Raw genomic sequence first — 26,132 nt, 5'->3', positions numbered from 1 at the left:
AGGCTTCTAATCTGCGGAAGTTTGTGAAGCATCATACGTGCCAGCTCCCTGATCACCAAACGCGAGGATGTCTCAGAATCCTACAAAGTAGTCTGGAATTTTGTGTTTGGCGTTGTTTCAGGGACAACAATGGTGCGGCGCTTTCGCGAGCAGCCAGAAAAGATTGCGGGTCACGCCTGCGTTTCCCGCTCCAGCTCAGCTTCTGCCTCGGTGGACCTTCCCTTGGTCTTCAACTCACTGACAATCACCGCCGCCACAATCAGCCCGGCGCCCACCAGTGCAATCGCCGGCAAGCGCTCTCCGGCAATCCGTCCGACAATCCCGGCCCACACCGGTTCACCGGCATAGATCAACGTCGCCCGAGTCGGCGAAACACTCTTCTGCGCCCAGTTCATCGCCACCTGAATCGCCGCACTTGCTGCGCCCAGACCCAAAGCGGTCACCAGCAACAACCAGGAAAAGTCCGGAATCACTTCACCGGTCGGGACCACCAGCAAGAACGACAACACCGCCGTCACCGCCAGTTGCACCACCGTCACCCGCCGCACATCAACCTGTCCGGCGAATGTGCTGATCAAGATGATCTCGGCCGCAATCGCAACGGCGCTGATCAAGGTCGAAATTTCTCCCGGACTGAAATTCAACGCCGCCCCCGAAGGACCCGACAACAGCATCAACCCGGTAAACGCCAACATGATACCGATGCTCGGCATCAATCCTGGGCGACGGCCAAGTACCAGCCATTGCAGCAGCGGCACAAACGGCACATACAGCGCGGTAATGAACGCCGACTGACTGCTCGGAATACTTTGCAATCCGACCGTCTGCAGGCCGTAACCGAGCATGATCGCTACACCGATGAACGACCCTGCCTTGACTTCGAACAAGGTTAGTTCGCGCAGATGACGCCAGGAGAACATCGCCACGATCGCCGCCGCGGCGGCAAAGCGCAGGCCGACAAAAAACATCGGGCCGCTGACCGTCATGGCATGTTGCACAATCAGAAACGTGCCGCCCCAGATCATGGTGATCAGCACCAGCACGCACTCGGCTTTGCTGAAGCGGGAAAAGCGGATTCGGGACGCAGAATTGTTTGGCGGCATCATGACCTTGCGCACATTAAAAGGGAGGCCGCACAATGCCGCCAACGTTGCGCAGTATACTGCCCAACCCCACCGAGTGAGCAATATAGTGCACAAAGATTCGACTCAGCGAGCCTCCGTCCTGCAACACGTCAGCCAGAACGTTCGACGCCTGCGCCATGCGGCGGATATGAGCCAGACCGCGTTGGCGGAAAAGTCCGGGGTCAGCCGACGGATGCTGGTGGCGATCGAGGCAGGCGAAAAGAATGTCAGCCTGACCACGCTTGATCGCGTCGCCGAAGCGCTCGACGTTGCGTTCAGTGATCTGATCCAAGCGCACGATGCGCGCGACCCGAGCCGGATCAATGAGGTTGCCTGGGCGGGCACGATTCCCGGCAGCAGAGCCGTGCTACTGTCCAAAGCCACCGCGAACCGCGAAGTCGAGCAATGGGAGTGGTGCCTGCAACCGGGCGAAGTTTATCCGTCACAACCGGACGCCGATGGCTGGAGCGAGCAGATCTACGTATTTGAGGGTTGCCTGACGCTGATGCTCGGCGATCAGCCGCAGTACATCAACAAAGGAGAGTTTTTCATGTTCGCCAGCAATCAACCGCATGCCTACCGCAACGATGGCGATGTGGCTGCGCGGTTCGTGCGTAATGTGGTGATCTGAATGGAGCAGCCTGCGGACATTCTGATCATCGGCGGCGGCCTTAGCGGCACGATGCTGGCAGTGCAATTGCTCCGGTTGCCGGGGCAACGAAAGATTCTCATCATCGAGCCTCGCGCTGAACTGGGACGTGGTGAGGCTTACAGCGCAGTCGAGTTGGGACATACGCTGAACGGCAACGCGGCGCGGATGAGCGTCGATCCGGATAATCCTGATGATCTGACGCAGTGGCTGACCGCGCATATTGCCGGCGGCGGCTGGCCGGAATCTGCCGAGCAGGATGTGCCGGTCAGTGAGCTGTTTCCGCCGCGCGGCCTGTTCGGGGTCTATGTGCAACAGCGTCTGGCTGAGGCCCGGGCGGTGGGCGCGCTGCAAGGTTCGACCGTTGAACATATTTGTGCTGAAGCCGTCGACCTGCAAAGCGATTCCGGCTCAACGCAGCTCACCTTGAGTGATGGCCGGATTTTGCGTGGGTCGCAGGCGGTGCTGGCCACCGGCATGTTTCCCGCCGCCCGCACGCCGCAGACGCAGTCCAGTGGCCTTAATGCCGCCGCGCTTGATCCCTGGGATGTGGCGGCCATGCGCGAACTCGACCCGCAGTCCACCGTGGTGATCATCGGCTCCGGTCTGACCATGGTCGATGCCGTGGTGTCGCTGGAGCAGGCCGGGCATCGCGGGCCGATCGAGGTGTTCTCCCGGCATGGCCTGCTGCCGCACGTGCGCCGTCAACCGCCGGCCTGGGTGGATTTTCTGGCAGCAGATCACAGCATCCGCACGCCACGCCAGTTGGTGCGCGAATTGCGCCGACATTGTCGCGACGCAATCGCCCAAGGCATCGACTGGCAGGCGCCGCTGGATACGGTTCGCGCGCATATCGCGCGGTTGTGGAGTCAGGCGACTGACGTGCAGCGTCGACAATTCGTACGGCATGTACGGCCATGGTGGGAGAGTCACCACCATCGTTCGCCGCCACTGAGTGCCGAGTTGATCGAACGGCTGCACAAGGAAGGACGCTTGCGCATTCACGCCGCGTCATTCAAGGGCATTGAGCCCGGCTCTGGCGATGCTGTGACCATTCGCATCCGTCCTCGGGGTGAGGCTGAAACATCTACTGTGAGTGGTGCGGCGCTGATCAACTCCAGCGGTATTGAATACGACTGGCGGCGAGTCGCACGACCGTTGCCACAGCAGTTGCTGGCGCGGGGGCTGGTGCGGCCGGGGCCGTTGGCGCTGGGGATCTCGGCAAAGGACGGCGCAGTGGTGGGTGCCGAAGGGCGCGTGAGTAGTCAGCTGTTTGCCATGGGACCGCCGTTGCGCGGGATGTGGTGGGAGAGTACGGCAGTGACGGACGTCGCTGCGCAGGCCAAAGCGTTGGCTCGGCGGTTGGTGGATAGCCTGAGAGACTGATGTGTTTTTCTTGGGCCTCTTCGCGAGCAGGCTCGCTCCCACAATGGGATTCAGGTTGTGACTACAATTTGCGGCACACCATAAATCCTGTGGGAGCGAGCTTGCTCGCGAAAGCGTCATCTGATTCAACGTCTCTGTTGAATGAAAGACCGCTATCGCTGGCAAGCCAGCTCCCACATTGGGCTTTTGTGACGGCTTGAGATTATGCGACGACCCGGTAGCAAGGCACATACGCCGCGCCACCCGGAAGTTTCATCCGGTGCTGGGCGACGAAGGCTTTGAGCAGTGCATCAAGCGGCTGCATGATCGCCGCATCGCCACGGATCTGATACGGCCCGTGCTCTTCGATCAGGCGAATGCCCTTGTCCTTGACGTTACCGGCGACGATCCCGGAAAACGCCCGGCGCAGGTTGGCGGCCAGTTCATGCGGTGGCTGGTCGCGGTGCAGTTTCAGGTTGGCCATGTTTTCGTGGGTCGGATCGAACGGACGCTGAAAGCCCTCATCGATCTTCAACAGCCAGTTGAAATGGAACGCATCGTTACGCTCGCGGCGGAACTGCTTCACCGCTTTCAAGCCTTGAGTCATCTGCCGCGCTACTTCGGCCGGGTCGTCGATGATGATCTCGTAATGCTGCTTCGCCGCTTCGCCGAGGGTCGCGATGACGAACGCATCCAGCTGTTCCAGATACGGCGCGGCATGCTTCGGCCCGGTGAGGATGACCGGGAAGGGCAGGCCTGCGTTGTCCGGGTGCATCAGGATGCCGAGCAGGTACAGGAACTCTTCGGCCGTACCGGCGCCGCCCGGGAAAATGATGATGCCGTGGCCAACACGGACGAAGGCTTCCAGACGTTTTTCGATGTCCGGCAGGATCACCAGCTCATTGACGATCGGGTTCGGCGCTTCGGCGGCGATGATGCCTGGCTCGGTCAGGCCGAGGTAGCGACCGCCGTGAATGCGTTGTTTGGCATGGGCAATGGTCGCGCCCTTCATCGGGCCTTTCATCACGCCAGGGCCGCAACCAGTGCAGATGTCGAGGCTGCGCAGGCCCAGTTCGTGGCCGACTTTCTTGGTGTATTTGTATTCTTCGGTATTGATCGAGTGGCCGCCCCAGCACACCACGATCTTCGGCTCGACGCCCGGGCGCAGGGTGCGCGCGTTGCGCAGCAGGTGGAACACGTAGTCGCTGATGCCTTGGGAATTGCTCAGGTCGATGCGCTGGCTGTCGAGTTCGTTCTCGGTGTAGACGATGTCGCGCAGGGCGCTGAAGAGCATTTCGCGGGTGCTGGCGATCATCTCGCCGTCGACGAACGCGTCGGCCGGAGCGTTCAGCAGCTCCAGGCGTACGCCGCGATCCTGTTGGTGAATACGGATTTCGAAGTCCTTGTAGGCTTCGAGGATGGTCTTGGCATTGTCGACATGCGCGCCGGTGTTGAGGATGGCCAGGGCGCACTGGCGGAAGAGGGTATAAGTGCTGCCGGATCCGGCTTCGCTCAGTTGCTGGACTTCACGTTGAGAAAGGGTTTCCAGACTGCCTTTCGGGCTGACCGAGGCATTGATTACGTGTCGTTGGGTCATGCAGTGATCCTTAAAACGATGTCATCCACAACGCAGCGGATGGCATCCGAATAGTGTGTATCCATGAATGAAGATGGCACGATCTGCGCTATACCGCCATGTCCCGTTGGACTTTGAAAAGATGAAAAGGAGCCTCAGCATAGCTAAAACCCGGTGCGATGCGATAATGCGCCGGCGAGTTTTTTCCGTTGCGCGTTTTGTCACTCAAGGAAGTCATTTTCGATGTTCGAGATTCAGCCGATGGACCCCGCTACCTTTCGTCAGCAGACCCGCCGCAGCACGATCATCATCGCCGTGCTGTTTCTGCTGCTGGCCATGCTGTTTTCGTCTGTCGCGGTGGCGGTATTTGGCGAGCCCGATGGGGATAATCTGCGATTCAACGTGGGCGGGGTATTTGTGGCGTTTCTGCTGACGGCGGCGCTGTTGCGCGGACGTTTCTGGCATCAGACCTGGATGGCCCCGGCGGTGTACAGCTGGCGCCTCAAGCGCAATCTGATGAGCATCACCAATGTGATGCATCAGGTAACAGCGGCGGCGCAGAACAACGATCCGACGGCGATGAAGGTGTTGCGTTTCTACCACTTGGGACTGCTGCAAATGCATGAGCTGGACGGCAACTCCAGCGATCATGGACAACTGCGTGACGAAGTCGCACAGCACAAGGCGCGGATGCAGGCGCTGGGCCTTGATCCTGACCAGCCACGCTTCGATCCGCAGTGGCTGGAAACGTTGAAACCCGCCTCGCGTTAAAACGGAATGCGCCGGGCGCGACGCAGTTTCCACGAGCGCAGCAGTCGTGCGTACACCAATAGGTTGACCGCCAGCACCACGCTGCCAAGTGCCAGTTGAATCTGCGGCGTCAGACCGGCGGGGTAGATGATCGGCCAGATGTAATGCTCAATGAAACCGCCGGCGTATTCGGTCTGCCCGGCCGCGTGGCGCATGAGATTTTCCCAGTAGGTCAACGGACAGGTCAGGTGCAGCACCTCGACCGCTACGCCCCAGGCAGCCGCCGGCAAGTGCAGCCACATCAATCGTGGCCAGCGCAGCACCAGCAGCCCGCCGAACAGTACGAACAAGATGAAACACAAGTGAAACAGCACCAGCCCGTCGGCGGCGATTCGGTACAGCATGGCGTCTTCCTGACGTAAGGGGAGATGGCGCTATGGTACGCCGCGCGGGACAAAATGCGTTGGTGAATCTGGGCGCGCAAAAGTGTTCTACCCTTTAACGATCATCAACTGTTCTGAGGTGAGGTGCACATGGCAACTGAGCAAACGCGTGCGGAAGATGATGAGCCAACGGAAGAAGAAATCGAGCAGCAGAAGAGGCAGGAAAAAACCTGGAAGCATGATGACAGCCGCGAGCTGTCGGACCGCGACCAGGAGCGTCCTCTGAAACCTTGAACAGCGCATACGAAGAGCCCCGCATCAGCGGGGCTCTTCGCGTTTCAGAAGTCTTCCAGCTGCGTGAAATCCGGGTAGGTCGCTCGATACCCCAACGTTCGATCGATCCACGCATTGAGCTCATTGACCATCACCGGCGGATGGCCGGGATATCCCTCGAGGGTGCTGCGCAGGATGCGTTCGATATCGGGCACGCTGTGCAGGTTTCGGGTCTTGATGTAATGGCCGATAAAACAGTCGAGTTCCAGGCGTTCTGTCTTGGACAGATGGACACACTTCAGGCCGCTGACCTGTTTGATTGCAAAATCGTCGCTCACTTATTTCTCTGCAAGGCTTGAAAGTTGTTGATGGATTCCTGATTTCTTTGACTCTTTGGTCAACTGGTATACCAATCGGAAAGGCGGCGCGCATGCTATCCGCAGCGCGGGGAAATGTATGTATGACTGTCGAACTGTCTGACAGGCGGTTGATTCGCTCAAACGGCTGTTTTATGGGGGTTGTATCGCGGTTGAAACACTTTTTGTAACGCGCGGGATTCAGTGACGGGCTCGCTTGATTAACGCAGCAGTGAAGTAATTATTTAGTCGACTCGTTCTATCAATTGCGCACCTTGATTACGCGTATTACCGACCGCTTTGCCGACTTTGTACCATTCGAAGGCATCACTGGGCTCGCCTTCAAACAGCAGCATCTGCTCGGCGCGTTCCAGCGGCGTAGCCGGATCAAGCCATTCCATAGCTCGTGCCGAATCGAAGACCACTGGGCGGCGGTCGTGAATATCGAGCAGGCCGCCCAGGCTGTCAGCGGTGATGATGACGAACCCGTCGTCCTCCCTCGGCGCAACCCCCGGTGCCGGAAACTGGCCGATACCAGCACAGAAAACCGGAGCCTGATCCGCCCGACGAATCAACCAGGGCTGGCGGGATTTTTCCCCGGTATCAACCCACTCAAACCAGTTGTCGACCGGCACAATCAGCCGCTGCCGCCAGATCGCCCGGAAGAACGCGCCGTGGGCGACTTTTTCCACCCGTGCGTTGATGGGCGCGGCACGATCCTTGGCCCAATGCGGCCGCCAGCCCCAGCGCAGATTGTCGGCATGAATGGCCTGTTCGTGCTGGTGCAGAACCGCCAGCGCAGTGGTGGGCGCTGCGTTGTAGCGATTGAGCGGCGCATCGCCAACGTGATTGATCAACGCATCGGGGATGCTGAGCACCGCGACGAAATCGTGAATCCCACGGTACTGCGTGAGTCTTCCGCACATGGCTGAAATCTCCTTGAGGAAATTTGAGTCTAGTCGGACATGCCGATGTGCCTGGCCGATGACGCACTGAAACCAGCACCGGAACCAAACCCTGTGTACCTTATCCAACCTGCGCTCGCGGATAGCCGCGCAGGGATGGACAAAGGCGAGGGAGGTTTGCCATTCGACAACACCACGGCCGCGGCCTCGGGGCAAGACATGACATCCGGATGCAAACTTCTTTGTGTTGCGCTCATCGCGCTCGGTCTGGCCGGTTGCATCGCCGCGCCGATTGAAATGACCACGCAAACCGAAACGCGCCTGAAGGCTCAGGCCCCCGTACGTTTTCTGCTGACGTTTGACGATGGCCCCAGCGCTTCAGGATGGTGGAATCCCACGGCGACGGTGCTCGACAGCCTCAAAAGCAATCCGCTGCAGCCAAACATCAAAGCCGTGTTTTTCGCGCAGACCCGAGCACCCAGGGCAGGCGACAGCGAGATCGGTCGCAGCCTGATGCGTCGTGAGCACGCCGAGGGACATATCCTCGCCTTTCACACAGCGACTCACTGGCACACCAACCACCGCTCGCTTGATCCACAAGAACTGGAGCAGTCGCTGACCGATGGCAGTGCTGACATTGCCGCTATCACCGGGGCGCCGCCCAGGCTGTTGCGCCCACCGTTCTGGAATTACGACAAACGCACATTTGCGGCCTATCAAAAACACGGCTTGCACGTCTTGCTCACGGACCTGAGTGCCAACGACGGCAAGATCTGGGGCTTCAACGCCAGCCCTCGGCGTCGGGCGAACATGCTGCGGCAGTTATCGGAAGTGCGCGAGCGCATCGCGGTGGGTCAATTGCCGACCGTGGATGGCGTGATTCCGGTCGTGGTGACGTTCCATGATCTCAATCGCTACACCGCGCGCCACACTCGCGAATATCTGCAGATTCTGCTCGATAGCGCGGCGGCGACCGGGGTCAGACTGGCGGACAAGCCGTTCTACGACAATCAGGCCGCAATGGAAAAAGCCGCGTTGGCGCGTACGGTTCAGCAAAGCGCTGAGCCGGTGAATCTGCCCGGTATGTGGAACTGGATCTGGGATCATGATGCGCATTGAATGACGTGAGTGAGTTGTGATCGGCTTGGCATTCCCGAGCGGGCAATTAACAGACCGTGGGTCTATGATCGATGGATCGATTCTCCGCCTGCGAGGCGCCCGCCCATGCTTGCCATTGCCGATATTTGCCGGATCGTCGAGTCAGGCTTCCCCACGTTCAAGTGTGATTGCACACCGACCGGACAAGGTCTGTTGCGGATCAAGGTGTATGAGCCGGGCAGTGGGCGTGTCGAGTTGTTGCTCGACGGCGTTTCTCCCGAACATCTGGTGACGATTCGCGATATTTCCAATTTCATCGGTGAGTTGCGCACGGAAATCAGCGCCGGTCGCCGGGCGTTCGCCGGCTGATCGTTATAAACGCCGTTGAAAGGCCTGCACGATGCGCCGTGTCGCGTCGTTGGTTTCAAGATTGTGCAGGGCATCGAGCGGATACCAGATGCAATCGACGATTTCATTCTGCGGGCGCACGTCGTCGAGGTTGACCACCGAAGCCTCATACACATGATGTCGCGTACTTCCCGCCTGAAAGTCCATCAGGTACAGGACGTCCTCAGCATTGAGCCCGGTTTCCTCCTGCAACTCGCGCACAGCTGCCGCCGCACGGGTTTCCCCGGGTTCGACCTTGCCGCCGGGCAATGACCAGTGATGGCGGGATTTGCGGACCAGGAGGATATGCCGATCCTGTTCGCAAATGACGGTGGCGCGTACTTTCATGATTGCCCTGTTGATGTGTGTCATAAATCTGTAATCAAACTGCAATATTCGAGCCGCAGGCGGTTTTAAAGGTTCCTTCTTGATTCGGAGCCATTTGCATAGCAAAAAGTGCCAGTGAATTGACATGTGCCAGGGTGAATCCGGTTCACACCGCAGCGGGGAGCGGGTGTAAGGTAAGCCCGTACACCGAAAACACCGTTGGCAAAAGTGAGGTGCTCATGAGCATTCCAATGCTGAACAAGCTGCACATGAACGGTTATGACGTGCTAAGCGTGGGTAACGGCCCATGGCGGGTATGCACTCAGGGCGACCGGTTGGCGTCATTCACCAGCAGAGAGGAGGCGATGGCCTATGCGGCGGCGCTTCCTGGTTACAAGCAACGCTCCAAGCGGGTGCAAAGCCAGAATGTCAATTGATGCGTTATAACGAAAGAGCCCCGGTTTCGACCGGGGCTTCTTATTTGTGGCTTTGGAACGCTTGTCAGTGCACCTTGATTCGGCTGATGGTCCGGGCTTTCACCTCCTTGGCATAGATCTGCAATCTCTCTTCGTCGCTTTGCAGGATTTCGCAGGAGCGCAGCACGGTCTGGGCGTCTGCTTCGTTACCTGATTTGCGCAATTGTTCGGCAATGCGTTTGAGGTCGACCGCCGACCATCTCAGGTCTGACGCCACGCTTTGCAAATCCCGTTGAAGTTCGTGTTCGTATTCATTGAGCCGCATGATCACCTCCTGAACGTTCTCGGAAGAAAAGAGTAGTCGCATTTCCCCGGATGCGGCCAAGTCATCTGACGCCCGGCTGAACCGATGTGAAAAATTGTCCAAACGCCGGTAACGGCGGGTTGCCACGATGGATGTGCAAGCGGTTAAACGGTACATTCAGCTTTTTTCCGCACAGGTAAACAACATGCGCGTATGGATCGGCAGTCTGGCACTTGCTCTGTTGACGGGGTGCTCGTTACCGGCGTCGCTGGTGCCGGGCGAGCCAAACCTCAGCAAGACCAGTGACAAGCCACCCAAGGAATATGCTGCGTGTTTGTTACCGTTGTGGCAGAAAGACGTGGCCAAGACTTCGCAGACGTCGATTTCCAACGGCTACCGGATTACCGCGCCGAGCATTATCACGGCGGATGAGATTCTCGATATCGTCAAATACAAGGATGGCAGCAAAGTGTCCCTCTACCAGGGGCCGCCGTGGGCCAAGTCCGGGTCGCTGCGCCAATCGGTGCGTGACTGCCTGTAGAACAGGCGCCCGATTCGCCCAAAAAAAGGCAGACACCGAAGTTCGGTGTCTGCCTTTTTTCATGGGGTGAGGCACTGGGCAAGCGCCGCAATGGTCTGTGACAGTTGCCGAGAGGCGCTGCCGAATCCTGGACTAGGCTTTGAATGTCGGCCCGTGACGGGTTCGGCATGACTAAAAGGAGCCTCGGATCATGGATGATCTGGTCAAGGACATCATTCCGCTGTTGCAGTACCTCATCCCCGGGTTTCTATCGACCTGGATCTTCTATTCACTTACGGCATTCAAGCGACCGGATACGTTCGGCCAGATCGTGCAGGCGCTGATATTTACTTTTGTGATTCAGGGCGCGGTGTTGGCGGTGGGCAACCTCTGTTTGTGGATTGGCTCGAAGGGTTTTTCATTAGGAAACTGGGATGATCGGGCGCAAACGCTCTGGGCATTTATGTTTTCGCTGATGCTGGGATTGTTTGCCTGTTACCTGGCTACGAGTGACAAATTGCACGGCTGGTTACGTGAGCGAAACGTCACGAAACAATCTTCTTTCCCCAGTGAATGGTTCTGCGCCTTTGCCCAATTCGACCGGTTCATAACCCTGCATTTACATGACGAGAGGCGCGTGTTTGGCTGGCCTGTCGAGTGGCCGTCCGAATCCAGTTGCGGCCAGTTCGTGATGCAGAATCCACGTTGGGTCAATGACGATGGCAAGTCGACTCCTTTTGGTGCCGAAATTTTGCTGATAGATTCCGCGCAAGTTAAGTGGGTTGAATTCAGCCCGGTATCAGAGGGTTCATCATGACGACTGCAAGAGCACCGCGACCAATGCCAAAGCAATACGAACGCCTGTTCACAGGGCCTGACGGCAAGCCGCTGGAGGAGCCGTTGATCAAAGCCCCGAGCGCTCCGCCTCCGCTCAAATACAGGTTGCCACAATAATTTTCAGCCCCAACCCTGCACCACCGCCCGGCGAATCGCCTCCAGCAACATCGCGAACGCCGGGTTGTCATTGTTCTCCCGCCAGATCAGATGCAGTTCGCTTTGCACCCCTTCGCCCAGATCGATCTCGCGAAACACCACGTTCCTGAACACCACGCTGGTAGCGCAACGCGGTACCAGCGCCAGACCCATGCCAGCGTTGACCAGCGCCAGAATCGTCAGCGACGAGCCCAGCCACTGCACGTAATCCGGCGCCACCCGCGCTGAGCGTAGCGTGCCGGTCAACAGTTCGTTGAACGGCGGATAGGCTTCATGGGAGTACATCAGGAACGGTTGTTTATCCAGATCAACCACTGACACCTCAGCTGCATTGGCCAACCGATGCCCGCTCGGCACTGCCAGCACAAATGGTTCGCGCACCAGGCATTCGGTGGCATAGCCCGGTTCCTGCAATGGCGCCCGTGCGATGCCCAGGTCGATACGGCGAGCTCGCAACGCCTCGTGCTGTTGATAGGTGTTCATCTCTGCCAGATCGATTTTCACCTGGGGCTGTTTAAGTCGCGCTTCGGCGATCACCTTGGGCAGAAACTCATACACCGCGCTGCCGACAAACGCGATGTTCACCGAACCAATATCGCCCTCGGCAAACCGGCGTGCGGTGATCGCTGCTTGCTGGGCGCGCTCCAGCAGATTCTGCGCTTCAACGAAAAATGCCCGGCCTGCCGCCGTCAGCGCAACGCTGCGTGTGCTGCGGGTGAACAGCTCGACGCCAAGGTGATGCTCCAGCAACTGGATCTGCCGACTCAGCGGCGGCTGCGTCATGTTCAGACGCTCGGCGGCGCGGCGGAAGTTGAGTTCGGTGGCGACCGTGGTAAAGCAGCGCAGTTGGGTGAGTTCGAACATTGATCTAATCCAGGTATCAATCGAATGCCTGTTTAGATTAGACGGGATCAATGCACGACGTCCATGATCGGCTCATTGCTTCAAGTCATCCCTAAAAAAACAAGATCGGGAGTCGCCCCTTGAAAACCCTCCAGAGTCCGCCGGACATCACGGTGCTCGCCCGCGCCGCCGCCAAGGTCAAACGCCACGTACTGCCGCTGTTCGTGGTGATGTTCATCGTCAACTACATCGACCGGGTCAATATCGGTTTCGTGCGCAGTCATCTGGAGACCGATCTGGGCATTGGCGCAGCGGCTTATGGACTTGGCGCCGGATTGTTTTTCATCGGTTATGCGCTGTTCGAAGTGCCGTCGAACATGCTGTTGCAGCGCTACGGCGCGCGGGTCTGGCTGACGCGGATCATGTTCACCTGGGGCGCTGCGGCCATGGCCATGGCCTTTGTTCAGGGCGAAACCAGTTTCTACGTACTGCGCTTTATTCTTGGCGCGGCTGAGGCCGGGTTCTTCCCGGGAATCATTTACTACTTCACCCAATGGCTGCCAGCGTCCGAGCGCGGCAAAACCATGGCGGTGTTCCTTAGCGGCTCGGCGATTGCCTCGGTCATTTCCGGCCCGGTGTCCGGTGCGCTGTTGCATATCAGCGGATTGGGCATGCACGGCTGGCAGTGGATGTTTCTGATCGAAGGCGCAGCGTCGGTGGTGCTGTGTGCTTTCGTTTGGTTCTGGCTGCAATCGCACCCGCGCCAAGCCAAGTGGCTGAGCGAGGAGGAGCGTGAAGCGCTGGTCGCGGCGATTGCCGAGGAGCAGCGCGCTCGCGAAGCGGTACAAGTCGCCAAGCCGTCGATGTTCAAGCTGTTGGCCGACCGGCAGATCGCGCTGTTCTGCTTCATCTACTTTTCCATTGCCCTGACCATCTACGGCGCAACCTTCTGGCTACCGAGCATGATCAAGAAGATGGGCAACCTCGGTGATTTCCAGGTCGGGCTGCTCAACTCCATTCCGTGGATCATTTCGATTGTCGCCATGTACGGCTTCGCGGCGCTGGCCGGCAAGTGGAAATTCCAGCAGGCCTGGGTCGCGCTGACCCTGGTAATCGCCGCCATCGGTATGTTCATGTCGACCACCGGCGGGCCGGTGTTTGCCTTTGTCGCGATCTGCTTCGCCGCCATCGGTTTCAAAGCGGCGTCGGCGCTGTTCTGGCCGATTCCGCAGAGCTATCTGGATGCGCGCATTGCTGCGGCGGTGATCGCGCTGATCAACTCCATCGGCAACCTTGGCGGCTTCGTCGCGCCGACCGCGTTCGGCATCCTTGAACAAACCACCGGCTCCATCGAGGGCGGCCTGTATGGCCTGGCGGCGACATCGCTGATCGCTGCCGTGGTGATCTTCTTCGCCCGCACGGCGCCTGGCGCCAAAGATAAAACCCCGGCAAAGCCAAGTGACGAAGCCGCCGTTGTGGCGCCGGCTCGTCCGGCTGCGAGCCACTGAATCGATTGTTGATCTGTCAGGAGCGTTATCTTGAAAATCACCCGTGTCAGCGTCACCCCGATTGCCTTTCGCGATCCGCCACTGCTCAACGCCAGCGGCATCCACGAACCCTTTGCTCTGCGCTCGATCATCGAGATTGAAAGTGATAACGGCTACATCGGCCTCGGCGAAAGCTACGGCGATGCCCCGGCGCTGGCGATCCAGCAACAATTGCAGAGCCAGTTGATCGGCCTCGATCCGTTCAACCTCAATCAATTGCGCGCGATCGTGCAGGCCACCGTGGCGGCGAATAAACCCGCCGGCGTCGCTGGTGCCGAACTGGCCCCCGGTTCCCACGCCAGCAAAGCGGTGAGCAATGCCTACTCGGCATTCGAAGTGGCGTTTCTCGATTTGCAGGCGCACTACCTGAACGTGCCGCTGGTGGACCTGCTCGGCGGAGCGATCCGCGATGAAGTGCCGTTCAGCGCCTACCTGTTTTTCAAATACGCCGAACATATCGAGTCCCCCTACAAGCCGGACAACTGGGGCGAGGCGCTGAGCGAGCAACAGATCGTCGCGCAGGCAGCGCGGATGATCGAGGCGTACGGTTTCAAGAGCATCAAGCTCAAGGCCGGCACCTTGCCGCCGGAGCATGAGGTGGCATGCATCAAGGCACTGAAGAAAGCCTTTCCGGGATTTCCGCTTCGCATCGATCCGAACGGCAACTGGTCGCTGGAGACGGCGATTCGCATGGCCGAACTGCTCGGCGATGATCTGCAGTATTACGAAGACCCGACCCCGGGCCTTGATGGCATGGCCGAACTGCACAAGCGCACCGGTCTGCCCTTGGCGACCAATATGGTCGTCACCGATTTCGACGAGTTCCGCCGCAGCGTTGCGCAGAACAGCGTGCAAATCGTCCTCGCCGACCACCATTATTGGGGTGGCCTGCGGGATACGCAGACGCTGGCGAAAATGTGCGATGTGTTTGGCCTCGGCGTGTCGATGCATTCCAACTCGCACCTGGGCATCAGCCTGATGGCCATGGCGCACGTTGCGGCGGCGGTGCCGAATCTGGATTACGCCTGCGACACCCACTACCCGTGGCAGGAGCCGGACGAGGAAGTGATCAAGGGCGGCAAGCTGCCGATTGTCGATGGCTGTGTGAAGATCAGCCGTGCGCCGGGGTTGGGGCTGGAACTGGACCATGAGCAACTGGCCAAGCTGCATGACCAGTACCTGACGTGCGGGATTCGCCAGAGGGATGATGTGCGGCAGATGCAGCGGTACAAGGCGGATTGGCGGGCGGTCAAGCCGAGGTTTTGAGGTGGTCGGGACGGGCTCCATCGCGGGCAAGCCCGCTCCCACAGGGTCTTTGTCGGATGCAAAATTTGTGAGCGACACAATACCTGTGGGAGCGGGCTTGCCCGCGATGGGGCCCACGAGTCAAAGCGTCTCGAGCAGCCAATCCCGAAACGCTCTCAACGAAGGCAGATTCTCATTACGCGGCGGATACACCAGGTAATAGCTGCGTCGGCTGGTAATCGGCTCGCCCAGTTGCAGCAATTCGCCCTTGAGCAATTCGTCTTCGACCAGAATTCGCGGCACCAGGCCAACACCGATATTGGCGCGTACCGCCTGGATCAAGTGCGAGGTCATTTCAAAGCTCGGCCCGATCCGCATGCTGCGATGCGCAAGTTGGTGATGGCTGAACCATTCCGCCCACGCCTGGGCATTGCTGCTGACGTTGAGCAATAACTGCCCGGCAATGTGCTGCTGAGCTTCGTCGCGTTCAGGTGCCGACAACTGCGCGCTGGCAATGGCCACCAGTTCTTCGGTGTGCAGGGGCAGGGCGGTCAGGCCTGGCCATTCACCCCCGCCGACGCAGATCGCCGCGTCGATTTCGCTGGTGTCGAAGTCGATGGTTTCGATCCGAGAGTGCAGGTGCACGGTCATGCCCGGGTGCGCCGTGTAGAAATCCTTAAGCCGTGGAAGCAGCCATTTCGAGCCGAAGGTCGGCAGCGTCGCCAGGCGCAGGCTGTGGATGCCCGAACCAAACGCCATCGCCTGCAGCGTTGCGCTGCGGATCTGCCCGAGGGCTTCGCTGAGTTCACGCTGATACATGCGCCCGACATCGGTCAGCACCACCTGCCGGCCTTCGCGGCTGAACAGACGCATGCCGAGCATCTTCTCGAGAATCTGTACCTGGCGGCTGACCGCGCTCTGCGTCAGTGACAGTTCATGGGCGGCGCGGGTGTAGCTCTCGTGTCGAGCGGCGGCCTCGAAAGCCAGCAGCAGCGACATGGACGGCGTGAGGGTACGCGGATTCATTCGTAAAACTCATCGATAGCGGGTCGAAATTACGCTTGTTCCTGGGTTCGCCAGCAATGAACATGGGCGCAATCAGATGGCGGAGCCTGACGCAATCATTCGTTGCGCACAACTGTCCACCGCCACACAGCCCGATTTGACCGAGATAACCCGACCGATGATTGCCCAGCTGTCGCCCGCCAAAGCCTTGACCGGCGATTACCAACAATTCCTCGCCGCCCTGAAAATCAGCGGTTTTCGCGGGGAAATCAGCGCCGATTACGCCAGCCGTGTGGTGCTCGCGACCGACAACTCGATCTATCAGCGCCTGCCGCAAGCCGCTGTGTTTCCGCTGGATGCGGACGATGTGGCACGTGTCGCACGGCTGATTGCCGAACCGGCGTACGAGAAAGTGGTGATCACCCCGCGTGGCGGTGGCACCGGCACCAACGGCCAATCGCTGACGGATGGCATCGTCGTCGATCTGTCGCGGCACATGAACCGCATTCTGGAGATCAACGTCGAACAGCGCTGGGTGCGGGTGCAGGCCGGGGTGGTCAAGGATCAGCTCAACGCCGCGTTGAAATCCGCCGGGCTGTTCTTCGCCCCGGAACTGTCGACCTCGAACCGCGCCACGGTCGGCGGCATGATCAACACCGACGCCAGTGGCCAGGGCAGTTGCACCTACGGCAAAACCCGCGACCATGTGCTGGAACTGGAGATGATCCTGCGCGGCGGCGAGCGTTTGCGCGGTCTGCCGCTGGCGGAGGATGAGCTTGCAGCGCAGTGCGCACGCGACGATCGCGTCGGCGAAGTCTATCGTTGTGCGCGGCAGATCATTGATGAACAGGGCGAGCTGATCAAAGCACGCTTTCCCGATCTCAACCGCTGCCTGACCGGTTATGACCTGGCGCATCTGCGCGAGGCCGATCAGCGCTTCAACCTCAACAGCGTGCTCTGTGGCGCTGAAGGCTCGCTGGGCTTCGTTGTCGAAGCGCGACTCAACGTGCTGCCGATTCCCAAGCACACCATGCTGGTCAACATCCGCTACGCCGGGTTCATGGATGCCTTGCGCGATGCGCGGGCGTTGATGGCGCTCAAGCCGTTGTCGATTGAAACCGTCGATTCGAAAGTCTTGCTGCTGGCGATGCAGGACATCGTCTGGCACGGCGTTGCCGAATATTTTCCCGAAAACCCTGAGCGACCGACTCTGGGCATCAACCTGGTCGAGTTCTGCGGTGACGATCCCGAAGACCTGCAGCGCCGCGTCGAAGCGTTCCTCGAACATCTGCAAAGCGACCGCACCGTGGAGCGCCTCGGACATACACTGGCGATCGGTCAGGCAGCGGTGAACAAGGTCTATGGCATGCGCAAACGGGCGGTGGGCCTGCTCGGCAACGTCGCCGGCGAAGCCCGCCCGCAGCCTTTCGTCGAAGACACCGCAGTGCCGCCGCAGCATTTGGCCGAATACATCGCCGAGCTGCGCGAGCTGCTCGACAGCCACGGTTTGCAGTACGGTATGTTCGGCCATGTTGACGCCGGCGTACTGCACGTGCGGCCGATTCTCGACATGAAAGACCCGCAGCAAGCGGCGCTGGTACGCCCGGTGTCTGATGGCGTCGCCGCGTTGACCCAGCGCTACGGCGGCCTGCTCTGGGGCGAGCATGGAAAGGGCCTGCGTTCGGAGTACGCGCCGGCATTCTTCGGCGAGTTGTACCCGGCGCTGCAAGCCTTGAAAGCCGCGTTCGACCCGCTCAATCAGTTCAACCCTGGCAAAATCGCCACGCCGGCCAACGGCGGCGCGGCATTGCTGAAGATCGACGAAGTGACCCTGCGCGGCGAGCTGGATCGGCAGATCGACGAGAAAGTCTGGCAAAGCTACGGCGCGGCCATGCACTGCAATGGCAACGGCGCCTGCTACAACTTCGATCCCGATGACGCCATGTGCCCGTCGTGGAAAGCCACCCGCGAACGCGCGCAGTCGCCCAAGGGCCGCGCTTCGCTGATTCGTGAATGGCTGCGGTTGCAGGGCGAGGCGGGCGTCGACGTGCTCTCGGATGCGATTCGCAAACCGGCTTTTTTCCGCTCGCTGTGGCAGCGCTGGCGCAACAGCCGCGATCCGTCGGCGGACTTCTCCCATGAAGTGTATGACGCCATGGCCGGTTGCCTGGCCTGCAAATCCTGCGCGGGGCAGTGCCCGGTCAAGGTCAACGTGCCGGAATTCCGCTCGCGTTTTCTCGAGCTGTATCACAGTCGTTATCTGCGGCCGGCACGGGATTACCTGATTGCCTCGCTGGAATACACCATTCCCTATATGGCGCGGATTCCGGCGCTGTACAACGGTCTGATGGGCGCTGGCTGGGTGCGTGGCGCACTGGCGCGGATCGGTGGCATGGTCGATGTGCCGTTGCTCAGCCGTTTCGATTTCCACGCAGCGATGCGCCGTTGGCAGGTGCAGCCAGCAACGGTTGCAACGCTGTCGGCGCTGACCCCAGAGCAACGCGAACGCAGCGTGGTTATCGTGCAGGACGCCTTCACCCGCTACTTCGAAGCGCCGCTGCTGGCTGATCTGGTCGAGCTGATTTCGCGGTTGGGTTATCAGGTGTATCTGGCGCCGTTCAGCGCCAATGGCAAACCGCTGCATGTGCAGGGCTTTCTCTCGGCGTTCAATCGCGCGGCTTTGCGTAATGCTGAGCAGTTGCAGGCGCTGGCGCAGACCGGGGTGCTTTTGCTGGGGCTGGATCCGGCGATGACTCTGGTCTATCGCCAGGAATACCTGAAAGTACCGGGCCTGAATGAATGTCCTGAAGTGGCGCTGGTGCAGGAATGGTTGCTCAAGGTCATGCCAGAACGGACGCCTGATGCTCAGCCGAAAGCGTTCCGTCTGCTCGCCCATTGCACGGAGAAAACCAACGCGCCGGCCGCGACCCGCCAGTGGGAACAGGTCTTCGAACGTGCCGGACTGAAGCTGGCCACACAAGCCATCGGTTGCTGCGGCATGTCCGGTACTTACGGCCACGAAGCACGTAATCGCCAGACCTCGGCAGTCATTTATGAGCAATCGTGGGCGCGTCAGGTGCAGGCTTCGGCGGAGCAGGGCGAGGCGTTGGCGACCGGCTATTCCTGCCGCAGCCAGGTCAAGCGCCAGTCGGATCAGGCGCTGCGCCATCCGTTGCAGGTGCTGCTCCAGACGCTGCGTCGCTGACCGTGTCGCTGGTGTCCTTGTCCCAGATCAGGCGCGGGTCGAAACTCATCGCCGCGAGCATGGTGAACACCACGACCAGGCCGAAGAAGAGGATGCCCGGTCGTGGCTCGATATCGCCCAGCGCCTGGAATTTCACCAGCGCCGCGACCAGCGCGACCACCAGCACATCGAGCATCGACCAGTAACCGATCAGCTCGACGAAGCGATACAGCTTCGAACGCTCCCTGCGCGCCCAATCGCTGTTGCGCTGCACGGTGACCAGCAGCAAGGTCAGGGCGACGAATTTGATTCCCGGCACCGCGATGCTGGCGATGAAAATGATCAGCGCAATATCCCACGCCCCGGCTTCCCAGAACTCCAGCACGCCACTCATGATCGTGCTGTCGGCGCCGTTGCCGAGCATCACCGTATTCATCACCGGCAGCAGATTGGCGGGAACATAAAACGCCAGCGCGGCGAGCATGTACGCCCAGGTTCGCGCCAGCGAATTGGTCTTGCGCCGGTGCAACGGCGCATCACAGCGCGGGCACTGGTGTGGCTCGTCGGTCATGTCACAGGCCAGGCCACAGCTGTGGCACAGGCACAGGTTGAGTTCGCTGGCGGTCGGTGGACGCTTCATAAAATGTCCCAAAGTTCACGAATGTCCCGGCCGGCAATGCGGATCATCATCAGGCTCAGCACCGCCAGGGCGAACAGGCCGATCCCGGGCAGTACATCGAGCAGTCCGGCGAGTTTGAACACCGCGACCATCGCCCCCAGCAGACACACTTCGAGCATGCTCCACGGGCGCAGGGTTTCCAGCCAGCGCATGCACAGATTGAACCCCGGTGCCCGACGCAGGCCGAGGGCAAAACTCAACACCCAGACCAGCAACACCAGCTGAAATGCCGGGGCGATGATGATCGCAATAGCCGCGACCATTGCAATGAACGTAATCGGCCCCTGACTCAGAGCAAGCACCGAATCCCACAGGGTTGCGCTGTTTTTCATGCCTTTGAGGCTGATGCTCATCACCGGGTAGAAATTGGCGAACAGCCACAGCATCGCCGCCGTGAACGTCAGCGCCAGACGCTGCTCGATGGTCAGGCCGTTGAAGCGCTGCAGCACGCCACCGCAGCGCACGCACAGGGTTTTCTGGTGTTGGGCGAGCACGACTTTCTCGTACACACAATCACAGTGCTCGCAAATGATCAGGTGTTCGGTGTTGACCATGGACAACGCTCGAGGGCAGGGCGGATCTGTTCACTATAGAAGGCTGGCGCTGATGGGCAACTTCGATGCTGGATGTTTGGGTTTTGTTATTCTGATGTTATAAGGTAACGCGAAATTTGCGGGCGGCGTTGTGGCTGTCCGGTGTTATTCCTCTCGATTGCGAAAGACCCATGACCCCTGTGCTTCCCCGTTCTGCCCCATTGACGACTGGCCGGCTGCTGTCTATTGATGCGCTCCGAGGCCTGGTGATCCTGTTCATGCTGCTCGATCACGTGCGCGAAACCTTTCTCTTGCACCGACAGGTCTCCGATCCGATGGACATCGCCAGCACCGAGCCGGCGCTGTTTTTCAGCCGCACATTGGCGCATTTGTGTGCGCCGGTATTTGTCTTGCTGACCGGTTTGTCGGCATGGCTCTACGGCGAAAAATACGCTGGCAAAGCCGATGTCAGCGCGTTTCTGTTCAAGCGCGGATTGTTCCTCGTGGCGCTGGAATTCACTTTGGTCAACTTCGCCTGGACCTTCCAGTTGCCGCCCAGCGTGATCTACCTGCAAGTGATCTGGGTGATCGGCCTGAGCATGATCGCGCTGGCGCTGCTGGTCTGGTTGCCACGTGCGGTGCTGCTGACGCTGAGCCTGGCGATCATCGCCGGGCACAACTTGCTTGATACGCTGCATTTCCCGGTCGAGTCGGCGCTGCATGTGCCTTGGGCGATTCTGCATGATCGAGGCTGGATCGAGATCAGCGACACCCTGCGCCTGCGCACCTCGTACCCGCTGCTGCCGTGGATTGGTGTAATCGGCCTGGGCTATGCACTGGGACCGTGGTTTGCCCGGGGCATGGATGCGGCGGTGCGTCAGCGTCGTTTGCTGATTGCCGGGGGCGGTGGATTGCTGGGATTTGTGGTGCTGCGCTTGATTAACGGCTACGGCGAAAAACCGTGGGCGATCAGCGATTCGCTGGTGCAGACACTGATGAGTTTTTTCAACATCACCAAATATCCGCCGTCGCTGCTGTTCATCGCGCTGACTGTGAGCGTGGGGCTGTTGCTGTTGCTCGTCTTTGAGCGCGTGCAAAGTCGCCGCTGGATTGGCTGGCTGACCGTGTTCGGTTCGGCGCCGATGTTTTTCTATCTGCTGCACTTGTATGTGTTGAAGGTGTTGTACCTGATTGGCGTGGCGCTGTTCGGCCTGAATCAGGGCAGCTATTTCGGCTTTTCGACGGTGACGGCGGTGTGGCTGGCGGCGGTGGTTCTTGCCGTGGTGCTGTTCCCGGCAGTGCGCTGGTTCTCTGCATTGAAAGCGCGGCGGCGGGACATCAGCTGGCTGAAATATCTGTAAATTGCGTGGACTTGTGGGAGTGAGCTTGCTCACGAAAGCGGTGAATCAGCCGGTATAAATGCTGGCTGATGCACCGCCATCGCTGGCAAGCCAGCTCCCACAGGGTTCTATGGTGTTTGCTGTATCAGTTTCCACCGCAGTATTTGTGGGAGCTGGCTTGCCAGCGATGGCGCCGGTGGATTCGGCATCTTCATCGCTTGATACACCGCTTTCGCGAGCAGGCTCGCTCCCACAGGTTTTACAGCATCCGGCTTATTTACGATCCAGCCACACGGTCTGCGCGTTGCAGAATTCCCGTACGCCAAAGTGCGACAGCTCACGACCGAAGCCGCTTTTTTTCACGCCGCCGAAGGTCACACGCGGATCGCTGGCGGAGTAGCCGTTGATGAACACGCCGCCGGTTTCCAGTTCACTGGTCAGTTGCTCAGCCAGCGCCACGTTCGCGGTGTAGATAGTCGCGGTCAGGCCGAAATCGCTGTCGTTGGCCAAGGCCACGGCGTGTGCGCAATCGCGGGCGGTGATGATCGAAGCGACCGGGCCGAACAGCTCTTGCTTGAACGAAGTCATGCGGTCGGTGACATCCGCCAGTACCGTCGGCTCATAGTAGTTGCCCGAACCCTCAACCTTGCCGCCCCCCAGCAACAGCGTCGCGCCTTCCTCCAACGTGTCGCGCACTTGCTGATCCAGTTCATCACGCAGATCGAACCGCGCCATCGGCCCGATATAAGTGTCAGCGTTCAGCGGATCGCCCATTTTCAACTGGCGTGTCGCTTCAACGAACTTGCGGGTGAATTCCTCGACCACACCTTGTTCGATGATCAAGCGTTTCGCAGCAGCGCAGACCTGGCCGGAGTTCTGATAACGACCGACCACCGCCGCGTGCACCGCCTCATCCAGATCGGCGTCATTAAGCACGATGAACGGATCGGAGCCGCCGAGTTCCAGCACGCATTTCTTCAATGCCGCACCGGCCTGAGCGCCGATGGCCATGCCGGCGCGGACGCTGCCGGTCAGCGTCACAGCGGCGATGCGTGAATCGGCGATGGCGGTGGAAACGCCTTCCGGGGTGACGTTGATCACTTCAAACACGCCATCCGGGAAACCGGCGCGAACAAACGCATCGCGCAACAGGTAAGCGCTGCCCATCACGTTCGGCGCATGCTTGAGCACGTAAGTGTTGCCAGCGATCAGCGTCGGCACCGCGCCGCGCAGCACTTGCCAGATCGGGAAATTCCACGGCATCACCGCCAGAATCGGCCCCAGCGGACGGTATTCGATACGCGCCTTGCCGCCTTCAACCTGGGTGGCTTCGGCGTCGAGCATGGCCGGACCGTGTTCGGCGTACCACTCGCAGAGCTTGGCGCATTTCTCGATTTCGCCACGGGCCTGGGCGATCGGCTTGCCCATTTCCTGGGTGATCATGGTTGCCATCGCTTCTGAGGTTTCACGCAGCGCGCCGGCGAGGGCGGTCAAAAGGCGCGAACGATCCTGCAGCGGCTTGCGCTTCCACTTGCCGAAAGCGAAGGCAGCGCGAGTCAGTGCCGCATCAAGGGCAGCGGCGGATTCAAACGCGTATTGCCCGATCTGCTCACCGGTGGCGGGGTTGATCGAGATGGCGTGGGTCTGGCTGGAAATCTGGCTCATGACGTTGTCCTGTAGGTTCGTCGGATGGGCCTAGAGTAGGGTGGCGTTAGTTTTCTGGAAACTGAATAATAAAGAGCGTTTCCTTCACGATTGGAGAATGACTTTGGATTTGGTGCAACTGGAAATCTTCAAGGCCGTGGCCGAGCACGGCAGCATCAGCGCCGCCGCCACGCAGATCCACCGCGTGCCGTCGAACCTGACTACGCGGATCAAGCAGCTTGAGCAGGATCTCGGCGTCGATCTGTTTATCCGCGAGAAAAGCCGTCTGCGCCTGTCACCGGCCGGGTGGAGTTTTCTCGAATACACGCGGCGCATTCTCGATCTGGTGCAGGAAGCGCGGGCGACGGTGGCAGGCGAAGAACCCCAGGGCGCGTTCCCTCTGGGTTCGCTGGAAAGTACCGCAGCGGTGCGTATTCCCGAACTGCTGGCGGCGTACAACCAGCAGCACCCAAAGGTCGACCTCGACCTGTCAACCGGGCCATCGGGGACGATGATCGACGGTGTGCTGTCCGGGCGTCTCGCCGCCGCATTTGTCGACGGCCCGGTACTGCATCCGGCCCTGGAAGGGGTGCCGGCGTTCGAGGAGGAAATGGTCATCATCGCGCCGCTCAATCATTCACCGGTCGAGCGTGCGGCGGACGTGAATGGCGAAAACATCTACGCCTTCCGTTCCAATTGTTCTTACCGGCATCATTTCGAAAAATGGTTCAGCACTGACGCTGCCGTACCGGGCAAGATCTTCGAAATGGAGTCCTACCACGGCATGCTCGCCTGCGTCAGCGCCGGTGCCGGCCTGGCGCTGATGCCGCGCAAAATGCTGCAGAGCATGCCCGGCAGCGCGACGGTCAGCGTCTGGCCGCTGACGGCGGACTTCCGCTATCTGACCACTTGGCTGGTGTGGCGCCGGGGCACGGTGTCGCGCAGTCTGAGCATGTTCGTGCGCTTGCTTGAAGAGCGGGGCGTGGTGCGTGAGCAAGCCTGATCGAGCATGTCTTTATGGCGTGCCGTTGCGCCCGTACAAACGATAACCGTCGCGCTGATTCAAGCGATCGTAATAGGCGCGCACCGCAGCAAGATCCCCGTGATCGAGCGGCGTTTCGAACCAGCGATTGACCGACAGCCCGATCGGGATGTCCGCCAGGGAAAACTGCTCGCCACTGACGTAAGCGCCGGTCTTCTCCAGTTGGCGATCGAGGATTTGCATGTTGCGCGTCCAGTCCCGGCAGCCGGCGGCCAGGGCATCGCGATCCTGATAGTCCGGCGACTTGCGCACCAGCGCCATTAGCGGATACGACCACGAGCGATTCAGCTCCGAGGCCTGCCAGTCGGTCCACTGATCGACCCGCGCCCGGGCAACAGGCTCAGCGGGATACAAATGCGCGCCGCCGTAACGCGTCGCCAGATAACGAATGATCGTGTTTGATTCCCACAAGGTGAAATCGCCGTCCTGGATCACCGGCACCATGGCGCAGGGATTCAGCGCGAGAAACTCCGGCGTGTTTGGCGACTTGAAACCCGAACCCCAGTCTTCGCGCTCGAACGGGATGTCCAGTTCGGCACAGGTCCACAGCACTTTGCGCACGTTGATCGATGAGGCTTTGCCGAGTAGTCGCAGCATGGGATTTCCTTCTCCGGGTAGTGGACGCAGAAAAATACCATAGCGTAAAACACAAGGCCCGCATTGCGCGGGCCTTGGTTCATCAGCATCTGACTACGGCTTTTGCCGGGCGGGATTACCGGTTGAGGAACGCCAGCAGATCCTCATTCAACGCCTGCGCATGGGTTACGGCGAACCCGTGCGGCGCGCCGGCGTAAACCTTCAACTCAGCGCCTTTGATTTGCGCAGCGGCCTGCTTGCCGGTGGTTTCGAACGGCACGATCTGGTCGCCGTCACCATGGATCACAAGGGTCGGCACGTCGATCTTGGCCATGTCCGGGCGGAAGTCGGTTTCCGAGAACGCGGTCACGCAATCGACGGTGCCCTTGAGCGAGGCCATCAGCGCGATGTTCAGGGTTTGCGTGAGCACGCCGTCAGAGACTTTCTGGCCCTGATTGGTGCCGTAGAACGGCGCGTTGAAATCAGCGATGAATTGCGCACGATCCTTCAGCAGGCCGGCCTTGATGCCGTCGAACACCGATTTGTCGACGCCGTCGGCGAAGTCGGCTTTCTTGCCGAACAGCGGCGTGACCGCGCCGAGCAATACCAGGCCGGCAACACGCTCGCTGCCGTGGCGGGCGATGTAGCGGCTGACGTCGCCGCCACCCATGGAGAAGCCGACCAGAGTTACGTCGCGCAAGTCCAGATGGTTGATCAAACCGGCGATGTCATCGGCGAAAGTGTCGTAGTCGTAGCCGGTCCACGGCTGCTCCGAGCGACCGAAACCACGGCGGTCGAAGGCGATGGTGCGGTAGCCGCGACTGCTCAGGTACTCCATCTGGTATTCCCACATGTCGGCATCCAGCGGCCAGCCGTGGCTGAACAGCACGGGCTTGCCGCTGCCCCAGTCCTTGTAATAGATCTCGGTGCCGTCTTGGGTTTTGAAGGTGCTCATGCAAACTCCTTGTGATCGTGTGTGGCAAGAATAGATGCCGAATGGGCAACGGCCACTATCCGCGCAAAACGCGCCCGCCACTTGTACGCAGGTGCTGGTTTCACCCGTATGAA

Annotated in this window: 28 protein-coding genes; 14 read left to right on the top strand and 14 right to left on the bottom strand. The window is 59.9% G+C overall.

Translation table 11 applies throughout. The features are described 5' to 3' along the window. Positions 1-170 precede the first annotated feature (170 nt). Entirely contained in the window at positions 171-1,106 is a 936-nt protein-coding gene (locus tag AB4O12_RS10280) for a DMT family transporter (protein WP_460061748.1), read from the bottom strand. A gap of 85 nt (positions 1,107-1,191) precedes the next feature. On the opposite strand from AB4O12_RS10280, the gene AB4O12_RS10275 reads away from it, so the two are divergent. Further along, the gene (locus AB4O12_RS10275; RefSeq protein ID WP_460061746.1) at positions 1,192-1,755 is read left to right on the top strand and encodes a helix-turn-helix domain-containing protein; all 564 of its coding nucleotides are present in this window, start codon (positions 1,192-1,194) and stop codon (positions 1,753-1,755) included. Further along, the gene (locus tag AB4O12_RS10270; protein ID WP_460061744.1) at positions 1,756-3,159 is read left to right on the top strand and encodes an FAD/NAD(P)-binding protein; all 1,404 of its coding nucleotides are present in this window, start codon (positions 1,756-1,758) and stop codon (positions 3,157-3,159) included. 202 nt (positions 3,160-3,361) lie between these two features. Here the strand turns inward: AB4O12_RS10270 and ppnN are convergent, their stop codons facing one another. Further along, positions 3,362-4,735: a nucleotide 5'-monophosphate nucleosidase PpnN gene (gene ppnN, locus AB4O12_RS10265; RefSeq protein ID WP_073471165.1), complete on the bottom strand. Its 1,374-nt coding sequence runs from the start codon at positions 4,733-4,735 to the stop codon at positions 3,362-3,364. 222 nt (positions 4,736-4,957) lie between these two features. Here ppnN and AB4O12_RS10260 point away from each other — a divergent pair, with 222 nt between their 5' ends. Continuing rightward, the gene (locus AB4O12_RS10260; RefSeq protein WP_095180232.1) at positions 4,958-5,485 is read left to right on the top strand and encodes a DUF3087 domain-containing protein; all 528 of its coding nucleotides are present in this window, start codon (positions 4,958-4,960) and stop codon (positions 5,483-5,485) included. Here the strand turns inward: AB4O12_RS10260 and AB4O12_RS10255 are convergent. Further along, a complete protein-coding gene (locus AB4O12_RS10255; protein WP_041480792.1) occupies positions 5,482-5,868 on the bottom strand; it encodes a DUF2784 domain-containing protein in 387 nt (128 codons plus the stop codon). The two genes, AB4O12_RS10260 and AB4O12_RS10255, sit on opposite strands and share 4 nt — an antisense overlap. Positions 5,869-5,997: 129 nt before the next feature. On the opposite strand from AB4O12_RS10255, the gene AB4O12_RS10250 reads away from it, so the two are divergent. After that, positions 5,998-6,141, top strand: a complete 144-nt coding sequence (locus tag AB4O12_RS10250) for a hypothetical protein (protein ID WP_164488351.1) — start codon at positions 5,998-6,000, stop codon at positions 6,139-6,141. Positions 6,142-6,185: 44 nt separating this feature from the next. Here the strand turns inward: AB4O12_RS10250 and AB4O12_RS10245 are convergent, their stop codons facing one another. Together AB4O12_RS10245 and AB4O12_RS10240 are read right to left on the bottom strand one after the other, a co-directional pair. Further along, a complete protein-coding gene (locus AB4O12_RS10245) occupies positions 6,186-6,458 on the bottom strand; it encodes a hypothetical protein (RefSeq protein ID WP_056789279.1) in 273 nt (90 codons plus the stop codon). 263 nt (positions 6,459-6,721) lie between these two features. Further along, the gene (locus AB4O12_RS10240; RefSeq protein WP_056789282.1) at positions 6,722-7,402 is read right to left on the bottom strand and encodes an SOS response-associated peptidase; all 681 of its coding nucleotides are present in this window, start codon (positions 7,400-7,402) and stop codon (positions 6,722-6,724) included. Positions 7,403-7,600: 198 nt separating this feature from the next. Between AB4O12_RS10240 and AB4O12_RS10235 the strand changes: the two genes are divergently transcribed. Continuing rightward, positions 7,601-8,500 carry a polysaccharide deacetylase family protein gene (locus AB4O12_RS10235; protein WP_252876473.1) on the top strand — a complete coding sequence of 300 codons (900 nt, stop codon included), beginning with the start codon at positions 7,601-7,603 and terminating at the stop codon, positions 8,498-8,500. Positions 8,501-8,605: 105 nt separating this feature from the next. Continuing rightward, positions 8,606-8,848, top strand: coding sequence for a DUF1652 domain-containing protein (locus tag AB4O12_RS10230; protein WP_016775073.1), 243 nt, complete (start codon positions 8,606-8,608; stop codon positions 8,846-8,848). Between the two features lie 3 nt (positions 8,849-8,851). On the opposite strand, the gene AB4O12_RS10225 is transcribed toward AB4O12_RS10230, so the two are convergent. After that, positions 8,852-9,214: an NUDIX hydrolase gene (locus AB4O12_RS10225; RefSeq protein WP_252876472.1), complete on the bottom strand. Its 363-nt coding sequence runs from the start codon at positions 9,212-9,214 to the stop codon at positions 8,852-8,854. 218 nt (positions 9,215-9,432) lie between these two features. On the opposite strand from AB4O12_RS10225, the gene AB4O12_RS10220 reads away from it, so the two are divergent. Further along, positions 9,433-9,630, top strand: coding sequence for a DUF2188 domain-containing protein (locus tag AB4O12_RS10220; protein ID WP_252876471.1), 198 nt, complete (start codon positions 9,433-9,435; stop codon positions 9,628-9,630). A gap of 64 nt (positions 9,631-9,694) precedes the next feature. Here AB4O12_RS10220 and AB4O12_RS10215 read toward each other — a convergent pair whose 3' ends face one another. Beyond that, positions 9,695-9,934 carry a hypothetical protein gene (locus AB4O12_RS10215; protein WP_041480783.1) on the bottom strand — a complete coding sequence of 80 codons (240 nt, stop codon included), beginning with the start codon at positions 9,932-9,934 and terminating at the stop codon, positions 9,695-9,697. Between the two features lie 184 nt (positions 9,935-10,118). On the opposite strand from AB4O12_RS10215, the gene AB4O12_RS10210 reads away from it, so the two are divergent. Together AB4O12_RS10210 and AB4O12_RS10205 are read left to right on the top strand one after the other, a co-directional pair. Beyond that, positions 10,119-10,454 (top strand): hypothetical protein, encoded by a 336-nt coding sequence (locus AB4O12_RS10210; protein ID WP_041480781.1) that lies wholly within the window; start codon positions 10,119-10,121, stop codon positions 10,452-10,454. A 190-nt stretch (positions 10,455-10,644) separates the two neighbouring features. After that, entirely contained in the window at positions 10,645-11,250 is a 606-nt protein-coding gene (locus AB4O12_RS10205) for a DUF6338 family protein (RefSeq protein WP_056789290.1), read from the top strand. Positions 11,251-11,390: 140 nt separating this feature from the next. Here AB4O12_RS10205 and AB4O12_RS10200 read toward each other — a convergent pair whose 3' ends face one another. Continuing rightward, positions 11,391-12,290 (bottom strand): LysR family transcriptional regulator, encoded by a 900-nt coding sequence (locus AB4O12_RS10200; protein WP_150741029.1) that lies wholly within the window; start codon positions 12,288-12,290, stop codon positions 11,391-11,393. A 119-nt stretch (positions 12,291-12,409) separates the two neighbouring features. Here AB4O12_RS10200 and AB4O12_RS10195 point away from each other — a divergent pair, with 119 nt between their 5' ends. Further along, on the top strand, positions 12,410-13,777 hold the full coding sequence (locus tag AB4O12_RS10195) for an MFS transporter (protein WP_041480776.1): 1,368 nt from the start codon (positions 12,410-12,412) through the stop codon (positions 13,775-13,777). 30 nt (positions 13,778-13,807) lie between these two features. Then, positions 13,808-15,082, top strand: coding sequence for a glucarate dehydratase family protein (locus AB4O12_RS10190; RefSeq protein ID WP_056789296.1), 1,275 nt, complete (start codon positions 13,808-13,810; stop codon positions 15,080-15,082). A gap of 120 nt (positions 15,083-15,202) precedes the next feature. On the opposite strand, the gene AB4O12_RS10185 is transcribed toward AB4O12_RS10190, so the two are convergent. Beyond that, on the bottom strand, positions 15,203-16,087 hold the full coding sequence (locus AB4O12_RS10185; protein WP_460061733.1) for a LysR substrate-binding domain-containing protein: 885 nt from the start codon (positions 16,085-16,087) through the stop codon (positions 15,203-15,205). Positions 16,088-16,244: 157 nt separating this feature from the next. On the opposite strand from AB4O12_RS10185, the gene ydiJ reads away from it, so the two are divergent. Next, positions 16,245-19,271, top strand: a complete 3,027-nt coding sequence (ydiJ, locus tag AB4O12_RS10180) for a D-2-hydroxyglutarate dehydrogenase YdiJ (protein ID WP_095180314.1) — start codon at positions 16,245-16,247, stop codon at positions 19,269-19,271. On the opposite strand, the gene AB4O12_RS10175 is transcribed toward ydiJ, so the two are convergent. Beyond that, a complete protein-coding gene (locus AB4O12_RS10175; protein WP_258706825.1) occupies positions 19,204-19,890 on the bottom strand; it encodes a paraquat-inducible protein A in 687 nt (228 codons plus the stop codon). The two genes, ydiJ and AB4O12_RS10175, sit on opposite strands and share 68 nt — an antisense overlap. Continuing rightward, the gene (locus AB4O12_RS10170) at positions 19,887-20,483 is read right to left on the bottom strand and encodes a paraquat-inducible protein A (RefSeq protein ID WP_041480769.1); all 597 of its coding nucleotides are present in this window, start codon (positions 20,481-20,483) and stop codon (positions 19,887-19,889) included. Before AB4O12_RS10170 ends, AB4O12_RS10175 begins: the two co-directional genes overlap by 4 nt. Positions 20,484-20,653: 170 nt before the next feature. Here AB4O12_RS10170 and AB4O12_RS10165 point away from each other — a divergent pair, with 170 nt between their 5' ends. Then, the gene (locus tag AB4O12_RS10165) at positions 20,654-21,823 is read left to right on the top strand and encodes a DUF1624 domain-containing protein (protein WP_460061730.1); all 1,170 of its coding nucleotides are present in this window, start codon (positions 20,654-20,656) and stop codon (positions 21,821-21,823) included. Positions 21,824-22,075: 252 nt separating this feature from the next. On the opposite strand, the gene AB4O12_RS10160 is transcribed toward AB4O12_RS10165, so the two are convergent. Further along, positions 22,076-23,467: an aldehyde dehydrogenase family protein gene (locus AB4O12_RS10160; protein ID WP_095180224.1), complete on the bottom strand. Its 1,392-nt coding sequence runs from the start codon at positions 23,465-23,467 to the stop codon at positions 22,076-22,078. Between the two features lie 103 nt (positions 23,468-23,570). Here AB4O12_RS10160 and ptrR point away from each other — a divergent pair, with 103 nt between their 5' ends. Then, positions 23,571-24,449 (top strand): putrescine utilization regulator PtrR, encoded by an 879-nt coding sequence (gene ptrR, locus AB4O12_RS10155; protein ID WP_038862196.1) that lies wholly within the window; start codon positions 23,571-23,573, stop codon positions 24,447-24,449. A 12-nt stretch (positions 24,450-24,461) separates the two neighbouring features. Here the strand turns inward: ptrR and AB4O12_RS10150 are convergent, their stop codons facing one another. Next, positions 24,462-25,085: a glutathione S-transferase family protein gene (locus tag AB4O12_RS10150; RefSeq protein ID WP_056789310.1), complete on the bottom strand. Its 624-nt coding sequence runs from the start codon at positions 25,083-25,085 to the stop codon at positions 24,462-24,464. 115 nt (positions 25,086-25,200) lie between these two features. Continuing rightward, positions 25,201-26,019 carry an alpha/beta fold hydrolase gene (locus AB4O12_RS10145; protein ID WP_095180222.1) on the bottom strand — a complete coding sequence of 273 codons (819 nt, stop codon included), beginning with the start codon at positions 26,017-26,019 and terminating at the stop codon, positions 25,201-25,203. Positions 26,020-26,132 lie beyond the last annotated feature (113 nt).

This window comes from Pseudomonas sp. S2_A05 (assembly GCF_054668485.1).
Note: the sequence above shows the minus strand (reverse complement) of the source record. Positions and strands in the feature narration are given on the sequence as shown.